We start from the raw sequence: 26,704 nt of genomic DNA, 5'->3' as shown, positions 1-26,704 counted from the left end.
TGACACTTAGCTGAACAGGCCGGACAGCAGAGGGATAAGCTGAAGGCCGATCAGAACGACACCGCCGCCCGCCATGAGCTGCTTAATGCCCTGTGATTTTGCCGCAGGGTTATCCGACCCGTAACCTTCCAGAAGGTTGATGACGCCCCATACCGCCAGACCAGCGCCAAGAGCCATGACCAGAATTTTAAGAATGTCGATTGCCTGATTGAAAAATTCCATATACGTTCCTCCATTTTGTTTGTTTGATGGTTTTGGGTACAAAAAAAGCCGCCCACATCGGCGGCGCTTCGGGTCATCATGGCCCGAAGTTACACAAACTCGTCGCTGTCCAGATCATCGAAATTCAACAGGTCAGCTTCTTCGTCCGTGTCGGAGCCGTCCACTTCGTACACCGTGTATTCGTCCTCCGGCTTTAGTCTCAATGGCCGGTGGCGGAACAGGCTTTCCAAGCGGAAGGCGTTTTTCTTTTTATCAAATTCGGCTGTGTACTTGTAATTCGGGTGCTTTTTCAAGTCATACTTCGGGGACAGGAAGGGCGGGAGCCCCCGAAGCTGCAAGATACATTTATCCCCGGGCATGGTGGTGATCTCGCTGGTGGTCATCAGTTCCCGGCCAAGCCGCTGCATATTCTGGCTGTAACTTTCAGACTGTCCCCGGCTTCGGCCCTCGGTCTGCATAGAGATGGTGGCCTTGCCCAGCCAGTTTTCCGAAATATCCTTTAGGGTGGAAGCCTCCCGGCCTCCGAGGAACACGATACTGTCCATGTTTCCCATGATGGTTTCGGAATGGTCTTTGTACAATGCCTTGCACTGGCTCATAGCCTGATAAAAGAGCGTCAGGCTGATCTCCCGGGAACGAATGACGGCCACGATCTTTTCCAGCCCCGGCACCTGCCCGGTGTTGGCAGCCTCGTCCCATAGCACCCGCACATGGTAGGGCAGACGCCCGCCATAGGTGTTATCAGCCCGTTCACACAGAAGGTTGAACATCTGCGAAAAAGCGAGGGCAACCAAAAAGTTGTAGGTGGTGTCCGTGTCGCTGATAAGAAAGAACAGCGCTGATTTTTCATCCCCCAGCTTATCCAGCTCCAGTTCGTCATAAGATATGATCTCCCGAAGCTGGGGAATATCAAAGGGAGCCAGTCTTGCACCGCAGGAAATCAAGATGCTTTTGGCTGTCTTGCCGCTGGCGAGCTTGTATTTCTTATACTGCCTCACGGCGAAGTGCTGGGGGCTGCGACGTTCCAACCCGTCAAACATATAGTCCACCGCATTTTTGAAGGTTTCGTCATCCTCCCGGACTTCCATGCTGTTTATCATTTCCACCAGCGTATTCATGTTGCGTTCTTCCTCCGGCCCCTCAAAGACGATGTAGGCCACAAGGGCGCAGTACAAGAGGGTTTCAGCTTTAGTCCAGAACTCGTCGCCCTCCTTGCCGTCGCCTTTGGTGTTGGCGATCAGAGCAGTAACGAATTTCAAAACATCGCTTTCCGTCTTGATATAGGCCAGCGGATTGTAGTGCATGGATTTTGAAAAGTCGATACTGTTGAACACCCGCACCCTGTATTTCTCCCGTTGCAGGAACCGCCCGCACTGATCGAGGGTGCCGCCCTTCGGGTCTACCACCACATACGAGGAATGAGCTTGAAGAAGCTGCGGGGTCAGCCAGAACCTTGTCTTACCCGAACCGGACGAGCCGATGACACAGGCGTTTAGGTTCCGGGCATTGGCGGGTATTTTCGGACGGGTGTTCATGGTCAGGAACTCCGTCCCGGTCAGAATGACATTGTTCTGAAATTTAGGGTCTACAAACGGCTTTATATCCTCCTTTGTTCCAAAGCGGGCGGTGCCGTACTCTGCATCCCGCCGGAATTTTTTCGCCTGCCTGATCTTTGACTGTATCAGCAGATACACCCCAGCCGCACCGGCAAGGCCCACCAGCAGGTCAATACCGCCAAGCCCCGGCCAGTAGGTTTCAAAGGCTTTGGGGAAGGTATCGAGCATCCCCATGAGCTTTGTCCCGAAGTCTGTGCCGGGGGCGATCCGGTAGGCCGTCCCGATTTTGGAGAAGAACCAGAACACAAAGAGGTACGGCAGGTTTGGGAGCACATATTTTCTAATCTTGTCACTCAACGTCCGTCCTTCACCGCCTCTCTGGTCCGCTGCTTTTCCTTTGCCTGCGTCCTGATCTGCTCCGTGAATTTCCGAAGCTGGCCGAGGATGGAAGCCTTGTCCTGCTCTTTGTTCAGCACCTTTGCGCTGTACTTCTGGAAGGCCGCCGTGATAGCGTCCGCCTGATTGGCTTTGAAAAACAGTAGGTAATGACCGGGGCTCACTTTATGGAAAGCGTAGTCCACATGGAACTCCTTTGCGATCCGGTCAAAATCCTTTGGGGCTCCCACATAGGGCATGGCGCTTTTGCCGCCATAGTGGTTCATCAGCTTTTTTACACTCTGGCGTCCCTGCGGGGTCAGCGCCTTCCGGTGGTGCTTTTGCAGCGCCCGCGCTACCTTCCCAAGAGCGGCAGCCAGCACTTTTCCCGTGAGCTTCGTTGTCCTGATCGAAAGGGCAACCGTTTTTTGGTTTACTTCTTCCTGCATAAAACCTCCTTTCCGTCGGGGTTCCCGCTATCCGGGAGGCCCCCGTACAATCTCGGGGAACAGAAAACCTCGGGCCAATGTGGCCCGAGGCTTACCGCTCGGCATCTCTGCCGGACGGAGCTTTCTTTTCCGGCTCCGTCTGGATTTTTTCGCCCTGTTCCCGCATGGTCTGCAAGATAGAGGGCTTCTTTTGAAGCTGGGAGGGCTTTTCGCCGGACAGCGGCTTGATACATTCCAGACGGTCAGCCGCCCGGATGGCGTTGTCCGTGAGCTGCCTCTGCCATGCGCCTACACTGGGAGCCCAGCGGAAACCGCTGCTTTTCAACTCGGCCCGGGTGTCCGCGTCAGGCTTTCCATCAAAGAATACCTGCAAGCGGTTGTCCTCCCGGTTCATCTCCACACGGCCCCCGTCGAACTCCCAGCCGGAAAACTCCCGCTGCGCCTGTTTGGAGAGCTGTTCGATACGCGTCTTTACCCGGCGGATCTCCGCATTGTTGTTGGTAAGCTGGTAGCTTTCAAAGGGCCTCGGGTCGCTCCGCCAGTTTGCCGCCATGCTTGCTTTCAGCTTTTCGATCTGGTCCGGCGACAGCAGCGCACAGCCATCCAGCTTGCCATGCTTGCGGTAATAGGCGTTGACCTCCTTCATAATGAGCTGGGAGCGTTCCAGCCCGTCCAGCTTCTTCTGGAGTTTTTCAATCGCTGCCGGGTCATCGGCGCTGATCCCGCCCATGCCGGTACTGCGTATCTTATCCAGCAGCCCTTGAATATACCGCCATTCCTCCATGTTGCTGTCCCGGGCCCGGTTCTGTTTTTCCTTCTTTCCCACCGGGAAATTGGCAGGTCCGGCGATCATCACAGAGGGAACCCTTGCGTCAATGGCAAAGCCCTGGTTCATGTTTTCGGCCAGCTTGCGGGCGTAGGTGTCTAACAGATGGTCGATCTTCTCATGGTACATGGGGTCCACCCGGGATTTCTGCTGTTCCGCTATGGCGGCGGCCTTGTCCACCATTGCCCGGTATTCCGCCGTTGCGCTCCCTTCCTTGTAGTCGGAAAAGCTGTTCATTTCCTTTGCCCGGCGGGCGGCTCCTTCATTGATAGGGTAATAGTTGATGGTATGCACCTCCTTCATGCTTCGGGCCATGCTGGCCCGAAGTCTTACCGTTCTTCATGGGAAGGCCCCGCCTTGTCCTTTTTCGGAGCGGGCGGGGCTTCTTGAAACCGTTTGAGTGCAGCGAGAATGGAGTGGACAGGCTCGGCCTTTTCAGGATAGGCAAATATCCGGTGTTCCGGCGGAATGTCCTGCGGCCCGTGGTAATACTCCTTGAAGCCCTCCGGGACTGCCGACACATACCCACCGGGAGCGAATACGCCGCCCTCGTTGATACGCACATCCCGCCCATATGCTTCATAATCGAAGTAGTTCTGAATGTGCTCCGGTATGTCGATAGTCCCAAGCTCGTCGGCGTAAAGACGGCCCAGCCCTTCATCATCGGAAATATCCGGGTAAAAGCGGTAAAGGTCAAGGTTCTGCGTCAGGTTTATCAAATCCTTCACGCTCCTTGTGTGGTTTCCTAAGACAAGAGCGGCTTCAAAGGTTTCCAGTCCGCCCTTATCCCGTACTTCCAGCAGGGCGTGGCCCAGCTCGTTCAGCTCGTCGATGTTCTCACATTCGTAGAGATGATCGTAGAGCCCCAGCACATCACTGTCAAAGCTGGTAAAGAACACTTCGCTGTACCGTTTTCCGTCTATCCCGATTTTGGCAAGGGCGGCCTGCAACTCCTGTGTCGTCATGGGGAAATGTACCGTTGTCCCTACCTCAATCCCCATTAAGGGGTATAGGGCTGTATTGGTTATATAGGCTTCAAACATGGGCTCATTCCTCCTTTCCGGCCCGGTCAGCCAGCACCTCATAAATCCCGGCCATAATGTAATCGGCGCAAGGGAGGGCAATCGCATTTCCCAGCGCCTTGTAGCGTTGCAGAGGCCGAATCTCCACGCCGTCCGCCCCGTACTTTGTCCAGCCCTCTGGCAGCCCCATCAGCCGTTCGCTTTCTGTTTCCGTCAGAAAACGGATACAGCCGCCCTCCGGGTCGCCCTCATACCAGAAGGCAAAGGGCGTTACATCACTGGCTAAAAGAGTGGGAAAAGGGTCAGTTGGTAATCCGAAGCTGTTTCGGAAGGCCGTTTCTTCCTGCCTTTTTGCCGCTCCCCGCATACGGAAGCACTGAAATGGGTGGATGACTGGTATCTGCCGCCCTGTTTCAAAAGAAGCTGTTCGATCTCCTTCGGCGGCGGCCCGCCCGCCCTCTCCGCAAGGCGGAGGAAGTGGGAGCATTGGACGGGGCTTAAATAGTATGTCTGCGGCACATCTGCCTCCAAAATCCGCCACGACGAAAATCCGCTGCCTTCGTGCCAGCCTTCGGGAGCCTGCCCAATACTGGGCGTCCATGAGCCGCCAGCACACATCAGGCGTTCCCCCTCGCACCATTCCGGCGTTTCCCCATTTTCCCGAAGGAGGCATTGGAACTTCGGTGTCCGAGAAGGCGGATAGGACGGCTCTAAAGTCCATCCGGTCATTTGTAGAAAACGCTCCCATGACGTTTTCCCAAACAGCGATAGCTGGATATAGGTTATCAGTAGCATCCCTCATTTCCTGTATGATACGAAACGCCTGATAGAACAGGCTTGATTTTGCCCCGGCAAGGCCGGAGCGGTTGCCGATCAGAGAAAGGTTCTGACAGGGAGAGCCGAAGGTTATCACATGGACCGGCGGGATTTTCCCGCCGTCCACCTTCGTAATATCCCCCAAATGCACCATGTCGGGAAAGTGCCTTTTGGTTATGGAGATGGGCGCTTTTTCAATCTCGCTGGCCCAGACCGGACGGATACCGCACCGGGAAGCAGCCAGAGGGAACACGCCAATCCCGTCGAAAAGGCTCCCCAGCTTAATGTCCGGCATGGCCCGGGGTGCCGTGTCCCTTCACGGCAAGCACCCCTTCCAGCGTTGTCGCCGCAATGCCCAGCCGTCCGGCAACCGCAATATCGTTTTTCACATCCTCGTCCACAGCGCTGCCGCAGACGATCAGGGTGTGGGAGCGCCGCAGCATATCCCGGCGCATATCGATCCCGGCCTTATGTTCCTCGGGAACGCTGTCATTCAAAAACAGCGGCAGATACAAGAGCGGGCAGATCGGGGAAAAGCCCGCCTCATAAGCAAGGCGGCAGTAGTGGGTCGCCAGCTCCATATCAACATCCGGCTCGCCGCTCCATGCGGCGGTCAGGTATGCTAAAGGTCGTTTCATTGGTTGAACCTCCATTTCTGTTTTGGTTTAGGGAAAAGCAAGGTATCGCCCAACCCCTCCGCCCCTTCCCCCGGGAAGGGGAACGGCTCTGGAGAATTTATATCCCCGTCGCTTGATCGGGAAAAAGCATAACCGGGAGAAATCCGTCAAGGGTGCCTCTGGCACCGCCTGCGGCAGCGCTGCCCTTGACTGATTTTCCCGGCTATGCTACGGAATAACTGGCGACGGGGAATAATTTATATCTCCAGAGCTTCGGGGCGCGGGGCAGAGCCCCGCAATCCTCGAGCCACGTTGACCCGAAGTTTCGGCTTACTTTTCCTGTTCGTTTTTCTTCTCCGGCTTTTCGTGTTCCTTCTGCTGGCCCTTCCAGTCGTCCAGCAGCTTGATAATCTGGTCCTTCATTTCCCTCGGCGTAGTTTCCTTGCCGAAATACTTGCTCAGTTCCGCACCTGTCAAAATCACTTTGTCTACCTCCTTTTTGTCCTCCATCATAATGCCGTCGATCACGTCCCCGTTGAGTAGCTTCTTTTCGTCCAACTCACGCATACGCTTTGCCTGCGCCTGTGAAGGCGAGGACTGCTGGCTGTCAATGGCGACGGCGATATAGTTCTGGTTCTTCTTGCCGATATAGGAAAGCTCCACCGCCGTAGTAAAACCCAGCTTTTTTTCATCCATCAGCTTCATCAGGTCTGGAACCAGCTCATTGAGACGGATATACCGCTGCACCTGCTTGACGGCCATCTTGTTCCGCTCGGCCACGATCTCGTTGGAGCGTTTACCTGCGTCCTTCGGGTCAATCTGGCCCGAAGTGCGGGAGCCCTGGTGCTTGATGGCTTCAAGCTGCATTTTTAAGGCTTTGGCCCGCTCACTGGGGAGGATTTCTTCACGCTGGTTCAGATTGTCCTCCACCATCTGTGTGATGGCTTCATCATCTGTCAGGTTTCGGACGATACAGGGCATATCCGCATATCCGGCAAGCTCACTGGCTTTCTGGCGGCGGTGGCCGGACACGATCTCATAGCCGCCATCCTCACGGGGACGGACGATAGCGGGCTGGGTCACGCCCTTGTCCTTGACGCTGGACACCATAGCCCGCATTTCTTCATCATCCCGGACTTCAAAGGGATGGTTCTTGAAGGCGTGGAGTTCGTTCAGCTTGATATAGACGATCTGCTCCTTGCCCCGGCGTGGAGCATCCTTTGGCTTTTCGGGTCCTTTCGGAGCGGGAGCGGCCTGTATCGTTGGAGCCGTTTTTTTCTCCGGTTCCTTTTTGACCGCCTTTTCCGGTTTCTGTGCGGGAGCTTTGGACTTCGGGGCTGCGTCCTTGTCCTTATTTGCTTTCGGGGGACGGCCCCGGCGCTTCGGCTGTTCCGGCTCTTTGGGTTTTTCCTCTGCTTTTTTCGGAGCCTCCGGCTGCTTTTCCGGTTTCTCCGCTTTTGCCGGGTCAGGCTTTTCCACGCCGGGAGCTGCCGCCCGTTCCTCGACTTTCTTTTCCTTCATAATTTCAGCGAAGTTATAGACAGAAACCTGTGGGTTCTTTACCTCTGGTTCCGTCTTTTTTTCCGGCTTCGGGGAAACGGAAACCTTCCCCGGCTCTTTTGGGGGAGCGGGAGGCGTTTCCTTGCCCGGCCCGCTATCCGTTACCGGCTGTTCCGGCGTTTTTGTGGTTTTATCATCTGCCATAAGCATTTACCTCCTGTTTTTTGGCATGAAAAAAGGGGCTCAACTTTTCAGTCAAGCCCCCGTGGGAAGTTCCTCCTTTCTCCGCCATGATACAAAAATACCGCCCGTAGTCTCGTTTGGGCGGTACTTTGTGTAAGATTGGCAGTCCATTATTAAGTTTTTTATTATGTTCCCTTTGTACACCGTTGCAAACGTCCCCTCTGAAACATAGGTATAGGTCAGCATGCTTTTTACCTCCATGCGCTTTGATATTTCCGGACTTGAGTATACCACGCAGCTCTCCGCCGATCAGATCTTGGGCTGATACTGCATGCTGGACACATTGTAAATGGTAACAAAAGCCTTGGGGTCTTCCCGGTTGATAAAGTTCATCAGCTTCTGATATTCGCTCTTGTCCACGATGGTAATGATCTCGTTGTGCTTTTCCAGATTGTACGCACCGATGGCCTCGTACATGGTCGCACCGCTGTGCAGGTCATGGAGGATGAACTGACGCAGCGCCTCCTCTTTTTCGGTGATGATGCAGACGCGGCGTTTGATGCTGCTATCAAAGATGAAATGGTCCAGCACGATGCCGTTGAAGTAAGTACCGAGGATACTCAGCACCACGGTCTTTTTATCGTAGACCAGGGCCGCGGAAAGCGCCACACACATTCCCGACAGAGACATGGCTTTTCCCAATTCCATGTGCAGGTACTTGTTCATGATCTTTGCCACGATATCCAGCCCGCCGGAGGATGCATTGCGGTTGAACAAAATACTCAGCCCGATGCTGACCACCAGAATATAGCACAGCACGTCCAGCTCCTGACTGCCGGTCATCGAGCCGAACTCCGGGAACAGCTTTTCAAACAGCCCCAGAAACACCGGCAGCAGCACACTGGTGTATACGGTCTTTGCGCCAAATTCTCTGCCGCAGGTAAAGAACCCGATGATGAGAAGCACGACGTTCAGGATCATCGTAATGACCGACAAGGGCAGCGGCACAAAATTGGACAGCACGATGCCAAGGCCGGAAATGCTGCTGACGGATGTATGGCTCGGCACCAGAAAAAAGAAAACGCCCGTCGCAATGATCGCCACCGCCCCGGTCAGGACTGCCGTCTCCCTCAGGACTGCGCCGGTCTTTCCTTTTACATCACTCATCTTTGTCCCCCTAAAATCAAATTTGTTTCACCGACTTCCTCATCTTTGTCGATGCGGACAAGGAGCTTACCGCCAAAGCGTTTGTATTCCATAGTGAAGTACCTCCATAAATTCCGAGTTGCTGTTCTCAGTATACCATGTTTTTCTCTTGCGGAAAAGATAGCGAAACAAAAATGCCCCCGGAGGGCTTGTTGCGGCTCTCCGGGGGCATCTTATGTGCGTGTGTGACTTGGCACACACGACCGGCATTTTACTCGATTTCAATCAGATTCGGGTTCTCAGGCAAAGCCTTCGTCTGCTGAGGAGCAGGCAGCTCAACATGCAGGACGCCATCCTCGAACTTTGCATGGATGTCTTCCTTCTTCACATCGCCCACGTAGAAACTGCGTGCACAGGTGCCGGAGAAGGTCTCGCGCCGCACATAGCGACCCTTCTGATCCTTTTCGTCGTTGCTGTGGCTGCGCACTGCCTGAATGGTCAGGTAGCCGTCGTTCAGATCCATCTGAACGTCTTCCTTCTTGCAGCCCGGCAGGTCAACCGCTACTTCGTAGCCGTTGTCCGTCTGTTTGACATCGGTCTTCATCATGTTTGCACCGCGCTTACCAAAGGTATCACGAGCCTCACGGTTCATCATACGTTCCAGTGCAGCGTCATTCCAGAACGGATCGAAGAAATCATCGAACAGGTTTTCATGGAAAACAGTCGGCATAAGCATAAATCATTCCTCCAATCCCGGCGTTCGGGTCGGGGCAAAAAATCTGAAGCGTCCATTCAGAAGGGCTTTCCGGGGAGCCTTGCGGCTCTCCTTTTGCCCTTCCTCCTGAGCACGCCACTGTTATAGCACCGTTCATTAGCAGTGTCAATAGAAGAGTGCTAAAATTCACAGAAAGATAATTTTCTGATAATCTTTCATGTAATCTTAGGCGTTTTTCAGGCATATGTCAGCCTTAAGCATTTGGCATCCACTCCATTCGCCACCAGAGTAGCAGCGATTTCCTCGAATGTCTTTACTACCTCCATTGCTTTTACCGGAACGACGATTTCGTCCGGTTCTCCTTTCTCCAGGAGACCTTTTGAAAAGCTCATGCCAGGGGTTTTCACTTCGCCAATATTAAAAGCCATCAAGTTCACTTTTCGTCCATCAGATGCCTCAAAATCAAAAAAATTCATAACTCCATCAAACACATCTGGCGACTCAAGTTCTTTACTGTCATAATCCAATATATGCGCATGTTCTGAAACGATTGATTTGATTTTATCTACTTCTGCCTTTTCCAGTTGCAGTCCTTGTGTATTTTCTCTGTTCTCCTGACATTGAACGAAGCCATCTTCTGACACGGACACACGGCAAAGCGGCAGCCCCCAGGCATTTGCCAGCAAATAATCAAAAACGATGTTTTCTCTCATCCGAATTACCCTATCCTTCCATCTTCTGAATCACCGCACCCAGCCATCGGCACAGGGTATCGCCTGCCTGATTTGCGATCTCCAGCACGCGGGCGTGGCTATGCTTGACCGTCTGGATGCCGGTGGCCATGTTAGTGATGCAGCTGACGGCCAGCACCTTCATGCCCATGTAGTTGCAGACCATGGTTTCCGGCACGGTGCTCATGCCCACGGCATCGGCTCCCATCCCCGCAAAGGCGCGAATTTCAGCCGCCGTTTCATAGCAAGGGCCCATAAAGCCCATGTAAACGCCCTCCTTGTAGGCAATGCCCAGTTCATCGGCGGTCTGCTTGGCAAGGTTCCGCAGTTCCAGACTGTAAGGTTCGGTCATGTCCGGGAAGCGGGGGCCGAAGCGCTCATCGTTGGGGCCAATGAGGGGGTTCGTGCCCATCATGTTGATGAAGTCGGTAATGAGCATCAGGGTGCCCGGCGCAAACTCCCGGTTGATGCCGCCGCAGGCGTTGGTCAACACCACCTTTTCCACGTCCAACAGCTTGAACACATAGAACGGGTAGCAGACTTCCTTCATGGAGTAGCCCTCATAGAAATGGAAGCGGCCTTCCATGGCGTAGACTTCCGTGTCCCCCAGTTTGCCAGCCAACAATGCGCCTTTGTGTCCTGCCACCGTGGATACCGGGAAGTTGGGGATATCCTTGTAGGACAGTTCTTCCGTGTCCGTAAAGTCCGCGGTCAGCTTGCCAAGGCCGGAGCCCAGCACCACCGCGATCTTCGGGCGCTTTTTCGTGTGCGTCTTGATATATTCCGCACTTTCCAGTGCCTTTTCATAAAGATGTTCCATACCGTTCTCTCCTTTTCCCAAAAAATTCGATATACTCTCTGGGTTCAGTATATCGGATTTTTCAGGACGATGCAAGACGCCCTTCATCGAGTCTTATTAAAAACCAAGGAGCAGATACTTCACATCACGAGTGTGTTGTTTCTGCTCCTTGGTTCTCCGAATGTCTTATCTCTGGCCGATGTTCCACCGAAACAACTCATATCCTTCCCGGATATCCTCCGGCAGACGTTTCAAAGTCTCGTCCCGCAGTTCCTGCGGCATCCCGTAAAAAGCTTCGGCAATGCCGCCGGTGATGCAGGCAAGGGTGTCGCTGTCGCCGCCCAGAGAGACCGCATTGCGAAGTGCATCCTCAAAACTGACGCTTTCCAGAAAAGCAATGATTGCTTCCGGCACAGTTTCCTGACAGGTCTCCACATGATGATAGGTCGGCCGAATTTCATCGCAGGTACGGTTCAGGTCATAACCGAAGGTCTGCTCCACATATTGTTTGATTTCCGGCTTGCTGTGGCCGGTACGGGCCAGAAAAATCACTGCAGCCGTGGCCTGCGCGCCTTTGATGCCCTCCGGGTGGTTGTGGGTAACTTCAGCGGTCACTTTTGCCATTTCCAGCGTTTTGTCCAGCGTATCGAACAGCCAGCCCGCTGCCGACACACGCATAGCCGAGCCGTTGCCGAAACTGCCATAGGGCTTCGGATTTTCTGCGTGCAGCCACCGGCGGAACATCCCGCCGTAACCGGCATGAGGGTATGTTTCTCCCCAAATGCGCATCTCGCTCTTTGTTTCTTCAAATGTTCTCTCCGGGATGCCTTTACCTGCAATCAAACCCCGTGCCACCGCAACGGTCATGACCGTATCATCGGTGAAGTGCGATTTCTCGCTCAGCAGCGGAAAATCCTTGTGCTTGTAATTGTTGTGGTCAAATTCATAGGGACTGCCCACGATGTCACCCAAGATTGCTCCTAACATGGCTGTTTCCTCCCTTACCTATGATGCCGCTTCTGGAAATCAGCTTCGATCTGTTCTTTCCACTCTGCGCCGATGGACGCGCAGCAGGGTGCTTCCCGCATCCGGGAGACTGTCTCGCTGACAACGTGGTAGTTGACCGCCACGCCCTGTGCGTCATTCTCAAACCGCACAGCCCGGTCGGGCGAGATGCCGAAGCGGGCAGCTTCCTTCACGGCGTCCATGTTGGCACCGAGGAACAGGAACTCCCAGCCGTACTGCTCTTTTTCCCGCTCGATCATCCGGCGGATCTTCTCATAGCCAAACCGCTTGCTGGCGTTTTCCAAGCCGTCCGTGGTGATGACAAAGATGACCTTTTCGGCACGCTCGTCCTCCGGCAGATGGCGCTGGATATTCACCATCTTTTCCATGCCATAACCAATGGCATCCAGCAGCGCCGTGCAGCCCCGGACGTAGTAGTCCTTTTCGGTCAGCGGCGCAACAGCCTTCAGCGGAAAACGGTCGTGCAGCAGCTGCACCTCATGGTCGAACAGGATGGTGGTCACATTGGCCTCGCCCTCCTGCTCCTTCTGCCGGATCAGCATAGCATTGAACCCGCCGATGGTATCCTGCTCCAGCCCGCCCATGGAACCGCTGCGGTCCAGAATGAAAACAAGCTCGGTAAGATTTTTCTTCATAATAAATGCCCTCCGTTTTGTGGTGTATCGCTTTCGTTGGCAAAAGGATACCACAAACCGGAGGGCAAAAGGTCAACGGGCAGGCGACAAATTACGCACCCAGCTGTTCCTGATCGTATTCAAACAGCAGCGTATTGACCTGATTGATGTTATAGATTTTGTGTTCCAGACAGTACCGCACGATCCAGTCCCGCTTGGAGCCATCGGAGAAGGCATAGCCCGCACTCTTGAGCAGGTCGATGGTTTCATCTTCGGACAGGTGCAGCCCAACCGCAAAGGCCAGCACCGTTTTCTTTTTGGGGTTGTAGTCGCGATTGCACTGAATTTTGGAGAAATGCTGCCGGGAGATGTTGGACTGCTTGTACACGGTGGAGTCTTTCAGCCCCCGCTCGTCAATGAGCCGCAGCAGACGAGTGGTGAAGCTTTCACCGAGATTATCCATCAGGCTTTCCAGACTGCGGGCTGTCCTGGGTGCCGCGGCGGGTGCCGGAACTGCACCTAGCATCGGCACGGCGGCATCTTCTTCCAGAAGCCTCCGCCGCTCTGACAATTCTCTGCGCCGACGGCCAAATCCGTAGCTTTCATCGTTCTGTGCTACATAGTGGTCGTCAATGTACTCCTCCACCGAGGCGAACAGCTTCCGGCTCACGGCCAGCGAGTCCCGGTCGTAAAGCACCAAATACACGGTCAGGTCGTGCTCCATGACATACTGCGTGATGGTGTCCACCGCAATGCGGAAGGCCTGCTCCTTGGGGTAGCCGTAGTTCCCGCTGGACAGCAGCGGGAAAGCCACGCTTTCGCAGTGGTACTTTGCTGCTAATTCCAGCGCAGAATGGTACGCACCAGCCAGTTGTTCCGCTTCGCCAAAGCCGCCGCCCTTCCATGCCGGGCAGACCGCATGGAAGATATACTTTACAGGCAGCCCGAACGCCGGGGTGCACACCGCCATGCCCAAATCGCAGTGCCCGATGGCTTCGCAGGCGGCAGTCAGTTCCTGCTCCCCTGCTGCCTGATAGATGGCGCGGCTGGTGCCGCTGCCCTGCAAAAGGTTCCGGTTGGCCGGGTTGACAATGGCATCCGCCGCCACTTTGGTGATGTCGTTGCGGATCATCAGAAACGGCATGGTGGTTCCTCCCTCACATGGTTTTCTTCATCCTATCACATCCGATGGGGCGGTGCAAGGGGTGCTCTTGTTTCCTGTCCGCGCAGCTATTATAATAATAGGTACCGAAAGAAGGTGAGCTTCCTGCACGACATCTGGAATCCATGGCACGGCTGCGTCAAGTGCAGCGAGGGCTGCCAGAACTGCTACATGTATTTTCTCGACCGGATGCGGGACCAGAACGGAGCCGAGATCTACAAAACGAAAAGCGGCTTTTCCTATCCGCTCCAGAAAGACCGCACCGGACACTACAAAATCCAGAGTGGTGAGCAGATCCGGGTCTGCATGACCTCGGATTTCTTCTTGGAAGAAGCCGACCCGTGGCGGGTTGAGGCGTGGGACATCATGCGCCAGCGCAGCGATGTGGTGTTTTTCCTGCTCACAAAGCGGCCGCAGCGGGTGCGGGAGTGCCTGCCGCCGGACTGGGGCAGCGGTTGGGACAACATCTTTTTCAACGTCACCTGTGAAAATCAGCGCCGCGCCGATGAGCGCATTCCCATTCTGTTTGACCTGCCCTTCAAGCACAAGGGCATCATGTGCGCGCCCTTCATCGGGCCAGTAAGCATCCGGCAGTACCTTTCCGCCGGGCAAATCGAGCAGGTCATCTGCGGCGGCGAAAACTATGATGGTGCCCGCCCCTGCAATTTTGATTGGGTCAAGTCTCTCCGGCAGGAATGCGTGGATGCCAATGTGACCTTCTGCTTTATCGAGACCGGCACCGTGTTCATCAAGGACGGCAGGCGCTACCACCTGCCAAACAAGCAGCTGCAAAGCCGGATGGCTTATAAATCCGGCATGAATTTTCAGGGCAGGCCCATCCGTTTTGACCTCGTGGACGACTGGGGCTACCCCATCCCGCAGGAAGATCTCTATATGCCCCATTTCCGCGCAAACTGCGAGACCTGCGGCAGCAAGTTGATCTGCAACGGCTGCAGTGACTGTGGAAAATGCTTATAAAATAAAGGAATTCTATCAATACAAATGGAACTTATGGCTGATCTGATGTGCAATTTCATCCGGCAGCGGGCGGAAACCGATGCAGGTCAGGGTCATGCCTTCTCCGTTTTCATCAAATTCTTCCGGCTCCAGCTCGGTGTGGCAGGCATCCCGGATAAGGAAGAAGTCTTTGTTTTCCACAAGGCCCAATTCCTCGGCAATTGTCTTTGCTTTCAGCAGTTGATTTCGATTCTTGGCCCCACATACGGTTTTGGTAAAAGAGCCATCGAACCATTCTTCATAGGTTGCTTTCTCCAACATGATTTCTGCCCGATAGCCGGTAATTTCTCCGTTTTTCTCAATGGGTTCCACGCCCTGTCCCATGCCGATGGGGTTGGTGAGGAATGCCAGCGAAGCGTGGCAGCACTGCGCCGCCAGCTTGCCAGGCGACATCTGCAGGTCTTTTCGGGCAATGATGAGTTGACGCATTTTCTCTCCTTCTTACGACAGCTTGATCTTCAAATCTGCCAACAGATTCACCGCTTCCGGCAGGGAAAATTTCGCATCCTTCAGGCGGCTGCCCAGAATGTCCACCTTATAACCGGCGGCATCCCGGAAATCCGCCTTGCGCAGGTCACACTGGTAGAATTCCGTTTCGTGAAGTTCCACGTCCTTGAAATTCGCCAACTGCATCTCGCATTTGGCAAACATTGAGCCGACAATTTCGTTGCCATCCGAAAAGTCGAAGCGGTTAAAGTTCATTTCGGTGAAGGTGTTATATTTCAGACTGCACTCTTTCAGCGTATTGATAGGGTCCGGGAAGGCACCATTGGACATCAGCGGTGCCCACTCAATTTCATTCAGGCGGCAGTCCTCAAAATCCAGCGACTGCACCGAAGAATGGGTGCTGCGCAGACCTGTGATCTCACACCGCACGAATTTGCATTCATTCAGCGTGGTATGATCCAGTTCGCATTTGGTAAAGGAGCAATTCACAAACACGCAGTCGGTAAAGTCGCAGTCCTCAAAAGTCCCCTCGGTGAACGACAGGTCAGCAAACCGTTCACCCTCACAATAACGCTCTGTCATAAAATTCTCCTGTCAGCGCAGTTCTTCCAGCAGAGCCGTGCAGCCTTCCAGCACATCCTGCCAGGTAGCTTCAAAGTCCCCGGTATACCATGGGTCGGCCACATCGCCGGGGCGGCGGGTATGGTCCATCAGCAGAGACACTTTATGCTCCGGGTCGCCGCCCACAAAGCGCGCCATATTGCGCAGGTTGTTGTGATCCATGGCGATCAGGTAATCGTAGGTTTCGTAATCCCGCCGGGTCATCTGCCGGGCGGTTTTACCCTCGCAGGAGATGCCGTGCTCGGCCAGCTTCCGCCGGGCGGGCGGATAGATCGGGTTGCCGATCTCCTCGGTGCTGGTGGCGGCGGATGCGATTTCAAACTGGTCGGAAAGTCCGGCTTTGGCCACCAAGTCTTTCATTACAAATTCGGCCATTGGGCTACGGCAAATGTTCCCATGGCAGATGAAAAGCACTTTCGTCATGTCAAAATATTTCCTTATATCGTATCATTTTGAATTTTGCACACATGCGTGCAAAATTCAGTTCTGTCTCAAGAATTCCCGCAGCACATCCTCTGGGCGAGGTGTATGGTTCGGGTACTTTTCCCGCAGCGGTGCGGCGGCACCATCCATAATGTAGGGCACACCCACAATGTCCAGCATCGACACATCGTTATAATTGTCGCCAAAAGCCATCACATCGGCAAGGTCGATGTCCAGAGTCTTGCAGATGCTGCGCACACCGATGCCCTTGTTGGCAAAGGTGGTGTCGATCCAGTACGGCCCTGCCACAGCGCAGTTCGCCTCTTTCCATCGTGGGACAAACCGTTCCGTGTAAGATTCTACGCCTTCGTGCAGATACACCGATACTTTTGTGATCTCCTCCGTCACCTCGGAAGGGTCATGGATGATTTGATAATTGTTCCCGATGAACTGAATACGCTTGAGCATTCCCAGACCCCGCTCCATCAGGTATGCAGTATTCTGACCGGAAAGCATTACCTCGCCCTGCCCGTCGCTGCGGGTCCACAGGTCGTTGGCGATTTCTTCGACCAATGCACGCGGCATCGGATTCTTGGCAATGCACTGCTCGTCCTTATAAATCACGCCGCCGTTTTCGCAGAGAAACACACAGCAGTCCGCCACCGGTGCAAAGAGCTTGCGCAGGCTGGTATACTGCCGACCGGATGCCGGGCAAAACAGAATGTCACGCCGGTGCAGCTCCCGTATCTGTTCAAAAATCTCGCTTTCCAGTTCCTTTTTTCCGTATTGCAGCAGCGTACCGTCAATATCGCTGCAAATCAGTCTGATTGACATTTTCCGTCCTCATTTTTCAAGATAATTTCAGGCAATTCCCCGGCATCCAGAACACGGATGCCTTCGTCCATCAGCATCTTGGCAAAAACACCCTGTCCGGGAATCTTTGTCCCGGAAAACGTTCCGTCGTAGATTTCCTTCACGCCGCAGCTGGGACTGCGGGATTGCAGGATGGCAAGCTCCACCCCATTTTCTTTTGCAATGGCAAGGGCCTTGGCTGCGCCCGCTCGGAACTCCCGGTCCACATTGATGCTCTCTTTGTTCGTGACAACGCCCTGCACGATTTCCGCCGGGCACCGCGGTGTGGGCAGGCCGCCCAAAACCTCCGGGCAGACCGGAACCACCTGATGCCCCCGCGCAAAATCGCAAACCGCCTGATTGTAATTGTTTCCGCCGCTGTATTTGCAGTTTTCGCCCAGCAGGCAGGCGCTGACCAGAATCTTCATTGTTGCGCGCTCCGTTTTTCAGATACTGAATCTTTTACCTATTCTACCACGCTTTTGGGCATTGAAAAAGAGGATTCTGCTTTTTCCTATCCCCATACCGGGAGGTCCGCCGTAATCTTTTCTAATTCCTGTGCAAGAAACGTCAGTCTTTCCCTCAGATGGTTGTTATGCGGTGCATCTCCGTTCAGCAGATAGTCCGTTCTGACATTCAGGCAGAACGAAAGATCCTGCAGCAACTCAATCGAGCAGCAGCGGCTTCCCGTTTCAACTTTTGCAAGATGGTTCGCACTAACGTTCAGCATTATACTCAACTGTTCCTGTGTAATCCCCTTCTTTTTCCGCAAATCGCGGATACGTCCGCCGAATTCTTTTGCATCAAATCGCATTGTTCAATCCTTTCCTTTGCGCCGGAAACACAAACAGGCCGAGACTCCTTTTCCGAGTCCCGGCCTGTTTTCAGCTTGAAAATCCACCAGAAGATTCACGATTTGATGGATGGTGTCCTCCTCATCCGGGCAGACCCGGAGCAGCAAATCCACCTCCAACAACTGCATAAAATACGCTTCCAGCCGTGTGCGCTCATCCGGTTCGCTTTCCGCATCGGAAGAGAAAGGATCAGGTTCACTCCCCTCGGTTTTATTCCACTCAGTCTTATTTCCTCGTGATTTTGCCGCCTCCGGCTGCGCTGAATCCGCGGCACCGGAACCGTTCTTTTTGCGATTCCGGAAACGCGGGTCTGCAAAGTTTTTGACGTAAATCAGATTTGGTTTTCCCAGCCCACGCCGTTTGCGCTCAATCAGTCCAAACTTTTCCAATTCCCGGAACAGTTTGGTTGCCTTGTTGTCTGCGCAGCCCAGTGCATCCATCACTTCCTGCACAGGAAAAATGATATACACCCTTCCCTGCTCATCCAGCCATCCGTTTTTCACCGACAGCCCCATGCGGTCCAGCAGGATGCCGTACAGCGTTTTGGCATCAGTGGACAGGTCCTTGAATTTTATGTCCCGGAATAAAATTTTGGGCACCCGGAAATACGAGAACATCTCGCCCGACTGCCCATAGAAATAGTCAAACATCCTGACTTCCTCGCTTGTTCTGCCTTGTCACATCCTTGACACCTCCGTTCGTAGTATGATGAAATATGTATGACTATCGTTATTTTTCTTTACAAAGACGGCCTACCATGCTACAATAGCCGCATCTACGGCCACCGGACAACAGGAAAGGAGTATCTCATGGCCAAAACTGCCGACACCATTGCCATCTATTCCCGCAAGTCCCGCTATACCGGCAAGGGCGAAAGTATCGGAAATCAGATCGACCTCTGCCGCGAATATATCCGCACTCACTACGGCGATGCCGCCGCGGAACATGCCGTTGTCTTTGAGGACGAGGGCTTTTCCGGCGGCAACCTGAACCGCCCGGATTTCAAAAAGATGATGACTGCGGCCAAGGACCGGAAATTCAAGGCCATTGTGGTCTACCGTCTGGACCGCATCAGCCGCAACATCAGCGACTTTTCCAGCCTGATTGAAGAACTGGGACGGCTGGGCATCGACTTTGTGTCCATCCGTGAAAGTTTTGACACGTCCAGCCCCATGGGCCGCGCGATGATGTACATCGCATCCGTGTTCAGTCAGCTGGAACGTGAGACCATCGCGGAGCGCATCCGGGACAACATGCACGAGCTGGCAAAGACCGGGCGCTGGCTGGGCGGCACGACCCCCACTGGCTATGCTTCCGAGAGCGTCAAGAGCATCACGGTGGACGGCAAGACCAAAAAGGCCTGTAAGCTCAAGCTGCTGCCGGACGAAGCAGAGATCATCTACAAAATTTTCGACCTCTACGAGCAGTACGATTCCCTGACCATGACCGAGACCGAACTGCTGCGGCAGGGCATCAAAACAAAAACCGGGCGTTCGTTCACCCGGTTTTCCATCAAGTCGATTTTGCAGAATCCTGTCTACCTGATTGCAGACAAGGACGCCTATCAGTATTTTGTGGACAATGAGGCAGAACTGTTCGCCCCGGAGTCCGATTTCGACGGTGTGCGCGGCGTGCTGGCCTACAACCGCAGCGACCAGGAAAAAGGCCGTGCTACGGTCTACAATCCCATCAGCGAATGGATCGTTTCGGTGGGCGAACACCCCGGCATCATCTCCTCGAACCGGTGGATTCGGGTGCAGGAATCGCTGGAGCGGAACAAATCCAAGTCCTACCACAAGTCCCGCGGCAACGAAGCTCTGCTCACCGGTCTGCTGTGGTGCTCCTGCGGCAGCCGGATGTACCCGAAGGTCACCGGGCGCAAAACTGCCGACGGGCAGGTGGTCTTTCCCTATATGTGCAAACTGAAGGAGCGCAGCCGGAGAGAGTTATGTAATGTCCGGAATGCCAACGGCAATTTGCTGGATGCTGCCATCTGCGAACAGGTCAAGCACCTTGCCGACCATTCCAGCGACTTTATGAAGCAGTTGGAAAAGGCAAAGTCCGCCCACGCAGGCAACCGCTCCGAGTTTGAGACCAAGCTTTCCACCCTGCGCAAAGAGCAGGCCGAGACGCAGCGGAAGATCAATGCACTGATCGATTCGCTGGCTGACTTCAGCGACAGCACCGCTGCTGTCCACCTGAAAAAGCGCATCGAGGAACTGAATGCACAGGATGCCACCCTGAGTTCCCGCATCCGGGAATTGGAAAGCCTCACCGACAGCGGTGTTCTGGGCGGCATCGAGTTTGACGTGATGCGGCAGCTGCTGACCGTGTTCCACGACAACATCGACGACATGACCGTGACGCAGAAGCGTGCTGCCATCCGCACGGTGGTGCGCAAGGTAGTGTGGGACGGCAAAGTGGCTCATGTGGTGCTCTTTGGTTCACCGGAGGATGAGATCGACTGGACCACCTTCCCAGTAGACCCGGAAGAGGACGAGAATGACCCCGAGGGCGGTGGAGATGGTTCCGATTCTCCGTCCGGCGTTCGCTCGGGTGAGGATAGCATTCTCAATGCATCTGCTGGCATAGGTCGCAAACCGCGCCTTGCGGGTGGTGTCAAAGGTATCCACGGCCTTCATCAGCCCAATGGTTCCAATTGAGATCAGGTCCTCCTGGTCGCCGGGCTGGGCGTAGTATTTCTTTGCCACATGGGCCACCAGCCGCAGGTTGTGGCGGATGATCTTTTCCCGCGCACTCCTGTCCCCCGCCCGCAGAGCCGCAAAGGTTTCGATCTCCTCCCGTGCACTGAGCGGCTTTGGGAAACTCCCCGCTTCCAGATGCAGCGCCAGCACCAGAAATTTTGTAGCGAAAAATTGCAGCAGCGTTAATAGCATACACAGCACCCCCTGGTGCTACTGTATGCTGTTGGAAGATCACAAAGTATTCCTCCGAATCCGGAGCGCAGGGATGGCATTCTGCAATTTTCCTGCGGGTTCGTTCGTATTAAGGATAAGGGACCGAATTTTGTTGGTAAAACGGAGGAACCATTATGGCGATCTTTGAAAAGACCATTCAAAACAAGAAATTTGATCAGCTGCTCTGGAAGTTGGAAAACGAAATTCCGGCCAGCAGCTGGTCGGCAGAGCTGGAAGCCGGAAGTGATTTCAAAGAGGGCGATGCCCGGTGCAGCGTCCGCGTCTTTGAACGGTACAGCATGATGGGCGGCAATCGCCTGAGTCTGACGCTGACCATGTTTCAGAACGGGGACAGCCCGATCCGGTTATCCGCCATCACCGCAGGCGGCAGTCAGGCGGTGTTCTTCAAAGTGAACACCCTTGGAGAGGAATCCTTTTTGGAGGACGTAAAGGGACTGCTGGAAGAAATTTTGGAGGAGTAAGATGTTTTTCGCTGGATTTGATCTGTTGTTCAGCATCCTGTTTCCCATCCTGTTCCTTGTGGTTCTGGGCATGATCCTGTATGCCATCATCGGAAATATCCGCACCTGGAATAAAAACAACCATTCGCCGCGGCTCACCGTTCCGGCAGCGGTGGTGGCAAAGCGCACGGAGGTCTCTCATCACCACACGGACAACACGATGATGCATACGTTTACCACCTATTATGTGACCTTTCAGGTGGAAAGCGGCGACCGTATGGAACTTACCGTAAGTGGTTCGGACTACGGAATGCTTGTGGAGGGCGACATTGGAAAGCTGAGTTTTCAAGGCACCCGCTATCTTGGGTTCCAGCGGAACTGAGTGTTTCTGCACTGCTGCCCAACTGGATGAATCGTAAGTTGAACAAGGCAGGATTACACACAAAAAAACATCTGCTGCCCCCTTGCCGGACGTGACAGCCTCCGGCGTGGGACAGCAGATGTTTTTCTTTTTTACGATGCAGTCAGATTCACTCTGCAATGGGCATGGTCTGGTAGAACCAGTCCTCAATGGCCTTGCGGGTCTTTGCAAAGAACTGCTTCACCGGGCAGGCAGCATCACGGGCTTCCTGCTCCAGATCCGTACCTTCGGGGAAATTGCGGATGACGGTATAGGCCACCGACTGCGGCGGCAGCGACATCATCACGGCAGGGTCGTGCACCACGCAGATCTGCTCCCCTACTGCAAGGGTAGCAGGGTCGGAGGTGGTCTTTTCGTCATGGTCCTGCCACTGGGTGCGCTCAGTGATCACCATTTCATAGGTCTCCTGCCCCTCTGCGGTCACCAGTACAGACTCCACTGTACCGTCCGCAGCGCGGCTGATCTCTTCTACCGTACCATAGTAGTAGAGCCGCTCCGAAAACAGTGCCGAGGCAGCGGGCAGTGCACTGACACTGAGCAGCAGCACTGCAAGCAGACAAAAGAACGAGCGATAGGTCTTTTTCATAAGAAGCCTCCATTTTTCATGTTGAAGCGGAGCACCCGCCGCATGGCGCTCCCGGATGCCTTATTCTAACACAACTCTTGTCGGATTTCCATATCCAGGCTTAACCAGCGGAAAAATATCGCAGAGGGCGGCCAATGATCACGTCTTTTCCCGAAAAAGCAAGCCCGGAAGGCACACAGACCTTCCGGGCTTGCACTTTTGGTGATGCGCTGTGCGCATCTCAGACTACTTTACAGCTGGCAGGCGGTATCGTAGCCGGTACGGATGGCGTTGGAGATATCTGCAGCCTTGCCTGCGGCATCGCCGATGGAATACACCGGGATATTGGCAGCTTCCAGCGCAGCAGCGTCAAACTCATTGGAGCGCGCGCCCATAGCCAGCACGATGTAATCGCAGGGAATGGTCACCTCTGCGCCGTCCTTGTTCTCGCAGACAACGGCATTCATGCGGAACTCCTTGACCTTGTGGCTGGGGTACTGCTCCACGCCGTAGGTCTTGTAGTTTTCCAGCAGGGTGGGCAGAATGGTGGTGCTCTCGCCTGCTGCGATCTTGTCCATCATCTCGATGACAGACACCTTGCAGCCCCGGGCAGCCAGATACTCTGCGGTCTCGCAGCCCACCATGCCGCCGCCGATGACAGCCACGGTGCCGTAGACCTGCTGCTCACCGGCCAGCACCTTCCAGGCATCGGCCACGTTCACGCCGTCAATGCCGGGGATGCGGGGTGCGGCGCTGTGGGCACCCACAGCGTTGATGACAGCCTCAAAACCGGCCTCCTGCAGCTGCTCTGCCGTGCGGGTCTGTCCCATGCACAGGTGAACCCCGGCATTGCAAACCGCGCGGATCAGATCCTGTGCGGCGCGGCGCATCTCCTCCTTGCGGGGAGGCACGCAGGCGATGTTCAGCTGACCGCCCAGAGAGGTGGTCTTCTCAAACAGGGTCACATCGTGACCGCGCAGGGCTGCCACACGGGCAGCTTCCAGACCGGCAGGGCCGCCGCCCAGAACAGCAACCTTCTTTTTCTGTGCGGCAGGCTGGATGCTGCGGCTGTTCTCATAGCCATTTTCGGCATTGAGCACGCAGGACAGGAACTGGCGGTTCTGGATGGCATCGGTGCAGCCCTTGTTGCAGCTGATGCAGCGGCGAATATCGCAGGCCTTACCGGCAGCGATCTTTGCGCCCCAATCAGGGTCTGCCAGCAACGGACGGCCAACAGCCACCATATCAGCCATGCCGCTCTCGATGACACGCTCTGCCATCTCGGCATCCACGATACGGCCCACGGCGCTGACCGGCACGTTGACAGCCTTTTTGATGTCCCCGGCGATCCTGACAAAGAAGCCGTAGGGCTGCACACCCATGGGAGGAATGGTGTCTGCCATGTTGCCGGTGTGGTTGGCCTGGGCAACATGGAACATATCCACACCGTCCTCCACCAGCCACTGGGCGAACTGCACCGCATCGGCCTCGTCGATGCCGCCCTTGCCGCGCTGCGGGGTAACGATGGACAGTTTGTAGTCGATGATCATATCCGGCACAGCCTTGCGGATGGCGCGGGTCAGCATCCGGGCGAAGCGGACCCGGTTTTCCAGACTGCCGCCGAACTTGTCGGTGCGGTGGTTCATCCGGGTGGAGCACAGGCAGCCGTTCAGGCGGTCGCCGTGGATCTGAATGACATCCACACCGGCCTTCTGGGCACGCACTGCGCAGGCGCACATCTTATCGATGATGGACATCAGCATCTCCTCGCTGGCCTCATCGGTAAAGAACATCATGTCGTGGTGCAGGCGCTGACGCATCTCGTCAAACTTCTTCTGCATGAACAGGCTGTTGATGGCGTCCACATCGTACTCCGGGTGGAAGATCTGGATGCCCAGCTTGGTGCCGTAAGCGTGGACGCTGTCGGCCAGTGCCTTGAAGGCAGGGATCTGGCTGTCGTCAAACAGCTTGGGGGTGGGAGAAAAGCTGTTGATGGGTGCCACATCGCCCAGAACGATGTAACCCACACCGCCCTTGGCCAGGCGGGTGTAAAAACCCATGTCCTGCTCGCTGATCATGCCGTTCTTCTCGTAGCCGGTGGTCAGCGGGGGGAACATGATGCGGTTCTTAAAGGTCTGTCCGCCCACTACAATGGGCTGCAGGATCATGTTTTCCATACAAATGCCTCCTTACAGATGTGCTTTGATGAATGCGGCGGTCTTTTCCTCCACGGCGGCACGAGCGGTCAGCGTGGCAAAGTTGTGTCCGCCGCCTGCAATGGTGTCCACCTCGGGTGCAGTGTACCCCTCGGCATAGCGGCTGCAGGTACCCTCGTCCACCAGACGGTCATCATCGGCCCGCAGCAGAAGCACCGGGCCGTTGTAGCCCTTGGCCTCGGTAAAGGGATCGGGGTGTTTGGCCATCTCATAGTTGAAGGCCATCTTGTAGCACAGACCCTCCATGTCGGCGTAGTCCTTGCCGGTCTGGGTCACACCGTCGGCGCGCTGGGCGCAGCCGAACCACATCCCTGCGCCCGGGCACAGCAGGATCAGGCCGTGGGGCTGGATCACCGGAGCGCAGGAGGCGGCAATGTAGCCGCCCATGCTCTGGCCGGAGAGGAACATCTTTTCGCTGTCCACATAGGGCTGCTGGGCTGCCCATGCAAAGATATCCTGTGCATCGGTGTGCAGGCCGTCAAAGCTCATATCCTCGAACTCGCCGTCGCTCTCGCCGTTGCCGTAGAAATCAAACCGGGCGCTGCCGATACCCTGCGCTGCCAGAGCGCGGGACAGGTGGGTGTACATAGATTTGTAGCCGCTGCAGCTGCCGGCAAAGCCGTGCAGATGCACCACAAAGGGCACCTTGCCCTCCGTATCAGGCAGGGTCACGATGCCGCGCAGGGTGTGACCATTACGGTTTTGAAACTGGACCTGTAAAATCTTCATTTACTTGCTCTCCTTTGCGGCACGGCGGCTCTTCAGCTCTGCCAGCATCTCGGCCGTCTTCTGCTTGGTCAGGGGGTAGACGAAGAACAGGATGGCCACTGCAATGCCGTAGCCCAGGAAGTAGATGCCGGTGTAGCTCTTCCAGATGGCGTTCACAACACCTGCGGTCTGCACAGCGCCTGCGGTGACGTTGTAACCGATGGCACCCAGCACAAAGCTGGACAGGCTGCCGGAGATGGCACTTGCGAGCTTGCGGAAGAAGGAGTAGGTGGAGTAGACGATGCCCTCGTTGCGCTCGCCGGTCTGCAGCTCATGGTAGTCGATGGCATCGTTGACCATGGCCCAGATCAGCACCTGCATACCGGAAGCGCCCAGGTAGCAGATGCCGTTGATAACGATGAAGGCCACGGGGTTATGGATGGGGAAGAAGAACAGGATGCCGAACACGACGGCAGCAAAGCCTGCGCCCATGCAGCACCACTCCTTCTTGCCGAGCTTGTTGGCCAGAGGCTGGGTGATGGCAAAGGACAGCACAGCGTACAGAACGCTCAGCATACCGGAGACAGCCTGAATTTTAACGTTGCCGAAGAAATCCTTGTACAGGTAGGTGTTCAGGCCGTTGACCACGGATGCACCGATCATGCCGGTCAGGCTGAAGAACATCACGCCCAGCAGGGCTTTGTTGTGGGAGATCTCCTTGAGAACGTGCAGGTAGTTCAGCTTTTCGCCCTGCGGACGCTCAGGCACTTCCACACGCTCCTTGCACCACACGCAGGTGATCTGCAGGCACAGCAGGCCCAGCATGGCGCAGATGCAGGCCAGCATCAGGAAGCGGCCAGCCACAGGCTGGTTGTCCACATACAGGAACAGGGGGCCGACCATGACCATGACGGTCATAAAGATGGTGCCGCCCAGGCTGCGGTAACGGGACAGGGCGGTGCGCTGGCTCACATCATCGGTCATCACGCTGGACAGGGTGCCGAAGGGCACGTTGACGCAGGTGTACAGTGCCTCATACAGCACATAGGTGATGAACATGTAAGCCAGACGCAGACCGTAGCTGATGTTGCCCACATTGACAAAGGCCAGCACACACAGCACTGCCATGGGGAACGAGAAAGCGCGGATCCACGGGATGAACTTGCCGCCCTTGGTGGCCTTGCGGGAGTCCACGATCGCGCCGATGATGGGGTCGTTGACGGCATCCCAGATCTTGGTGATCAGCAGCAGGATACCCACATGGAAGGGGTTGACCTGCAGGATCAGGGTGTAGAAGATCGACAGATACATGGCGCGGTACTGCTCCGTGAAGCAGCAGCCCAGATCGCCCAGTGTATAGCCGATCTTGTCCTTCATGGAGAAGGGCCGAACGGTCTTTTTCTGGTCCATTTCGTTTTATCCTCCTTAAAAAACAGATGAAA

At 55.1% G+C, this 26,704-nt stretch carries 30 protein-coding genes and 2 pseudogenes; 4 read left to right on the top strand and 28 right to left on the bottom strand.

All coding sequences use genetic code 11. The annotated features are described in order from the left end of the window. Window positions 1–6: 6 nt before the first annotated feature. The 16 genes from P0G09_RS01415 to P0G09_RS01340 form a co-directional block, all read right to left on the bottom strand. On the bottom strand, window positions 7–222 hold the full coding sequence (locus P0G09_RS01415; RefSeq protein ID WP_016306504.1) for a Maff2 family protein: 216 nt from the start codon (window positions 220–222) through the stop codon (window positions 7–9). An 89-nt stretch (window positions 223–311) separates the two neighbouring features. Then, window positions 312–2,135 (bottom strand): type IV secretory system conjugative DNA transfer family protein, encoded by a 1,824-nt coding sequence (locus P0G09_RS01410; RefSeq protein WP_113993203.1) that lies wholly within the window; start codon window positions 2,133–2,135, stop codon window positions 312–314. Next, window positions 2,132–2,602, bottom strand: a complete 471-nt coding sequence (locus P0G09_RS01405) for a PcfB family protein (protein ID WP_015567070.1) — start codon at window positions 2,600–2,602, stop codon at window positions 2,132–2,134. The genes P0G09_RS01410 and P0G09_RS01405 overlap by 4 nt, the downstream gene beginning before the upstream one ends. 91 nt (window positions 2,603–2,693) lie before the next feature. Next, a complete protein-coding gene (locus P0G09_RS01400; RefSeq protein WP_154251804.1) occupies window positions 2,694–3,743 on the bottom strand; it encodes a hypothetical protein in 1,050 nt (349 codons plus the stop codon). Window positions 3,744–3,757: 14 nt separating this feature from the next. Further along, on the bottom strand, window positions 3,758–4,471 hold the full coding sequence (locus P0G09_RS01395) for an antirestriction protein ArdA (protein ID WP_005927704.1): 714 nt from the start codon (window positions 4,469–4,471) through the stop codon (window positions 3,758–3,760). Window positions 4,472–4,475: 4 nt separating this feature from the next. Continuing rightward, window positions 4,476–5,561, bottom strand: coding sequence for a DNA cytosine methyltransferase (locus P0G09_RS01390; protein WP_154251803.1), 1,086 nt, complete (start codon window positions 5,559–5,561; stop codon window positions 4,476–4,478). Then, a complete protein-coding gene (locus P0G09_RS01385; protein WP_173015368.1) occupies window positions 5,548–5,904 on the bottom strand; it encodes a hypothetical protein in 357 nt (118 codons plus the stop codon). The genes P0G09_RS01390 and P0G09_RS01385 overlap by 14 nt, the downstream gene beginning before the upstream one ends. Before the next feature lie 309 nt (window positions 5,905–6,213). Continuing rightward, complete coding sequence (locus P0G09_RS01380; RefSeq protein WP_113993208.1) at window positions 6,214–7,593, bottom strand: ParB/RepB/Spo0J family partition protein; 1,380 nt, start codon at window positions 7,591–7,593, stop codon at window positions 6,214–6,216. Between the two features lie 45 nt (window positions 7,594–7,638). Next, complete coding sequence (locus P0G09_RS01375; RefSeq protein WP_275251730.1) at window positions 7,639–7,812, bottom strand: hypothetical protein; 174 nt, start codon at window positions 7,810–7,812, stop codon at window positions 7,639–7,641. A 63-nt stretch (window positions 7,813–7,875) separates the two neighbouring features. After that, window positions 7,876–8,733, bottom strand: coding sequence for a YitT family protein (locus P0G09_RS01370; RefSeq protein ID WP_275251729.1), 858 nt, complete (start codon window positions 8,731–8,733; stop codon window positions 7,876–7,878). Between the two features lie 250 nt (window positions 8,734–8,983). Then, window positions 8,984–9,448, bottom strand: coding sequence for an Hsp20/alpha crystallin family protein (locus P0G09_RS01365; RefSeq protein ID WP_097772345.1), 465 nt, complete (start codon window positions 9,446–9,448; stop codon window positions 8,984–8,986). Window positions 9,449–9,663: 215 nt separating this feature from the next. Continuing rightward, entirely contained in the window at window positions 9,664–10,140 is a 477-nt protein-coding gene (locus P0G09_RS01360) for a hypothetical protein (RefSeq protein ID WP_156066222.1), read from the bottom strand. 10 nt (window positions 10,141–10,150) lie between these two features. Beyond that, window positions 10,151–10,978, bottom strand: coding sequence for a purine-nucleoside phosphorylase (locus P0G09_RS01355; RefSeq protein ID WP_097772347.1), 828 nt, complete (start codon window positions 10,976–10,978; stop codon window positions 10,151–10,153). Window positions 10,979–11,143: 165 nt separating this feature from the next. Beyond that, entirely contained in the window at window positions 11,144–11,944 is an 801-nt protein-coding gene (locus tag P0G09_RS01350) for an ADP-ribosylglycohydrolase family protein (RefSeq protein ID WP_186850501.1), read from the bottom strand. 14 nt (window positions 11,945–11,958) lie between these two features. Then, window positions 11,959–12,618: a vWA domain-containing protein gene (locus P0G09_RS01345; protein ID WP_275251728.1), complete on the bottom strand. Its 660-nt coding sequence runs from the start codon at window positions 12,616–12,618 to the stop codon at window positions 11,959–11,961. A gap of 91 nt (window positions 12,619–12,709) precedes the next feature. Further along, window positions 12,710–13,741 (bottom strand): macro domain-containing protein, encoded by a 1,032-nt coding sequence (locus P0G09_RS01340; protein WP_275251727.1) that lies wholly within the window; start codon window positions 13,739–13,741, stop codon window positions 12,710–12,712. A gap of 114 nt (window positions 13,742–13,855) precedes the next feature. On the opposite strand from P0G09_RS01340, the gene P0G09_RS01335 reads away from it, so the two are divergent. Next, the gene (locus P0G09_RS01335) at window positions 13,856–14,737 is read left to right on the top strand and encodes a DUF5131 family protein (protein ID WP_342760505.1); all 882 of its coding nucleotides are present in this window, start codon (window positions 13,856–13,858) and stop codon (window positions 14,735–14,737) included. A 15-nt stretch (window positions 14,738–14,752) separates the two neighbouring features. Here the strand turns inward: P0G09_RS01335 and P0G09_RS01330 are convergent, their stop codons facing one another. From P0G09_RS01330 to P0G09_RS01300, 7 genes and pseudogenes are all read right to left on the bottom strand, one after another. Further along, on the bottom strand, window positions 14,753–15,205 hold the full coding sequence (locus P0G09_RS01330) for an aminoacyl-tRNA hydrolase (protein ID WP_275251725.1): 453 nt from the start codon (window positions 15,203–15,205) through the stop codon (window positions 14,753–14,755). A gap of 12 nt (window positions 15,206–15,217) precedes the next feature. Then, a complete protein-coding gene (locus P0G09_RS01325) occupies window positions 15,218–15,805 on the bottom strand; it encodes a pentapeptide repeat-containing protein (RefSeq protein ID WP_275251724.1) in 588 nt (195 codons plus the stop codon). 12 nt (window positions 15,806–15,817) lie between these two features. Then, window positions 15,818–16,267, bottom strand: a complete 450-nt coding sequence (locus tag P0G09_RS01320) for a low molecular weight protein-tyrosine-phosphatase (protein ID WP_275251723.1) — start codon at window positions 16,265–16,267, stop codon at window positions 15,818–15,820. A gap of 57 nt (window positions 16,268–16,324) precedes the next feature. Continuing rightward, complete coding sequence (locus P0G09_RS01315; protein WP_275251722.1) at window positions 16,325–17,101, bottom strand: HAD family hydrolase; 777 nt, start codon at window positions 17,099–17,101, stop codon at window positions 16,325–16,327. Then, window positions 17,086–17,547, bottom strand: a complete 462-nt coding sequence (locus P0G09_RS01310; RefSeq protein WP_275251721.1) for a DUF523 domain-containing protein — start codon at window positions 17,545–17,547, stop codon at window positions 17,086–17,088. The genes P0G09_RS01315 and P0G09_RS01310 overlap by 16 nt, the downstream gene beginning before the upstream one ends. Window positions 17,548–17,633: 86 nt before the next feature. Further along, complete coding sequence (locus P0G09_RS01305; protein WP_275251720.1) at window positions 17,634–17,933, bottom strand: helix-turn-helix transcriptional regulator; 300 nt, start codon at window positions 17,931–17,933, stop codon at window positions 17,634–17,636. A gap of 63 nt (window positions 17,934–17,996) precedes the next feature. Beyond that, window positions 17,997–18,623: pseudogene (locus P0G09_RS01300) on the bottom strand (replication initiator protein A); the annotation flags it as partial. A gap of 69 nt (window positions 18,624–18,692) precedes the next feature. Here P0G09_RS01300 and P0G09_RS01295 point away from each other — a divergent pair. After that, window positions 18,693–20,636 carry a recombinase family protein gene (locus P0G09_RS01295; RefSeq protein ID WP_275251719.1) on the top strand — a complete coding sequence of 648 codons (1,944 nt, stop codon included), beginning with the start codon at window positions 18,693–18,695 and terminating at the stop codon, window positions 20,634–20,636. Here the strand turns inward: P0G09_RS01295 and P0G09_RS01290 are convergent. Beyond that, a pseudogene (locus tag P0G09_RS01290) lies at window positions 20,574–20,870 on the bottom strand (sigma factor); the annotation flags it as partial. The gene P0G09_RS01295 and the pseudogene P0G09_RS01290 overlap by 63 nt on opposite strands. Window positions 20,871–21,025: 155 nt before the next feature. On the opposite strand from P0G09_RS01290, the gene P0G09_RS01285 reads away from it, so the two are divergent. After that, window positions 21,026–21,373 (top strand): DUF6054 family protein, encoded by a 348-nt coding sequence (locus P0G09_RS01285; RefSeq protein WP_156057561.1) that lies wholly within the window; start codon window positions 21,026–21,028, stop codon window positions 21,371–21,373. A gap of 1 nt (window position 21,374) precedes the next feature. Next, window positions 21,375–21,734 carry a DUF2500 domain-containing protein gene (locus tag P0G09_RS01280; protein ID WP_005932392.1) on the top strand — a complete coding sequence of 120 codons (360 nt, stop codon included), beginning with the start codon at window positions 21,375–21,377 and terminating at the stop codon, window positions 21,732–21,734. A 148-nt stretch (window positions 21,735–21,882) separates the two neighbouring features. On the opposite strand, the gene P0G09_RS01275 is transcribed toward P0G09_RS01280, so the two are convergent. The 4 genes from P0G09_RS01275 to P0G09_RS01260 form a co-directional block, all read right to left on the bottom strand. Beyond that, window positions 21,883–22,359: a hypothetical protein gene (locus P0G09_RS01275; RefSeq protein ID WP_275251718.1), complete on the bottom strand. Its 477-nt coding sequence runs from the start codon at window positions 22,357–22,359 to the stop codon at window positions 21,883–21,885. Window positions 22,360–22,589: 230 nt separating this feature from the next. Beyond that, complete coding sequence (bilR, locus tag P0G09_RS01270) at window positions 22,590–24,515, bottom strand: bilirubin reductase, long form (RefSeq protein WP_275251717.1); 1,926 nt, start codon at window positions 24,513–24,515, stop codon at window positions 22,590–22,592. Window positions 24,516–24,527: 12 nt separating this feature from the next. Beyond that, window positions 24,528–25,283, bottom strand: coding sequence for an alpha/beta fold hydrolase (locus P0G09_RS01265; protein WP_097770641.1), 756 nt, complete (start codon window positions 25,281–25,283; stop codon window positions 24,528–24,530). Beyond that, window positions 25,284–26,672, bottom strand: a complete 1,389-nt coding sequence (locus P0G09_RS01260) for a glycoside-pentoside-hexuronide (GPH):cation symporter (RefSeq protein WP_097772359.1) — start codon at window positions 26,670–26,672, stop codon at window positions 25,284–25,286. It abuts the gene before it with no gap. Between the last annotated feature and the right edge of the window lie 32 nt (window positions 26,673–26,704).

It is taken from the genome of Faecalibacterium sp. DFI.5.82, assembly GCF_029076575.1.
Lineage (GTDB): Bacteria > Bacillota > Clostridia > Oscillospirales > Ruminococcaceae > Faecalibacterium > Faecalibacterium duncaniae.
Note: the sequence above shows the minus strand (reverse complement) of the source record. Positions and strands in the feature narration are given on the sequence as shown.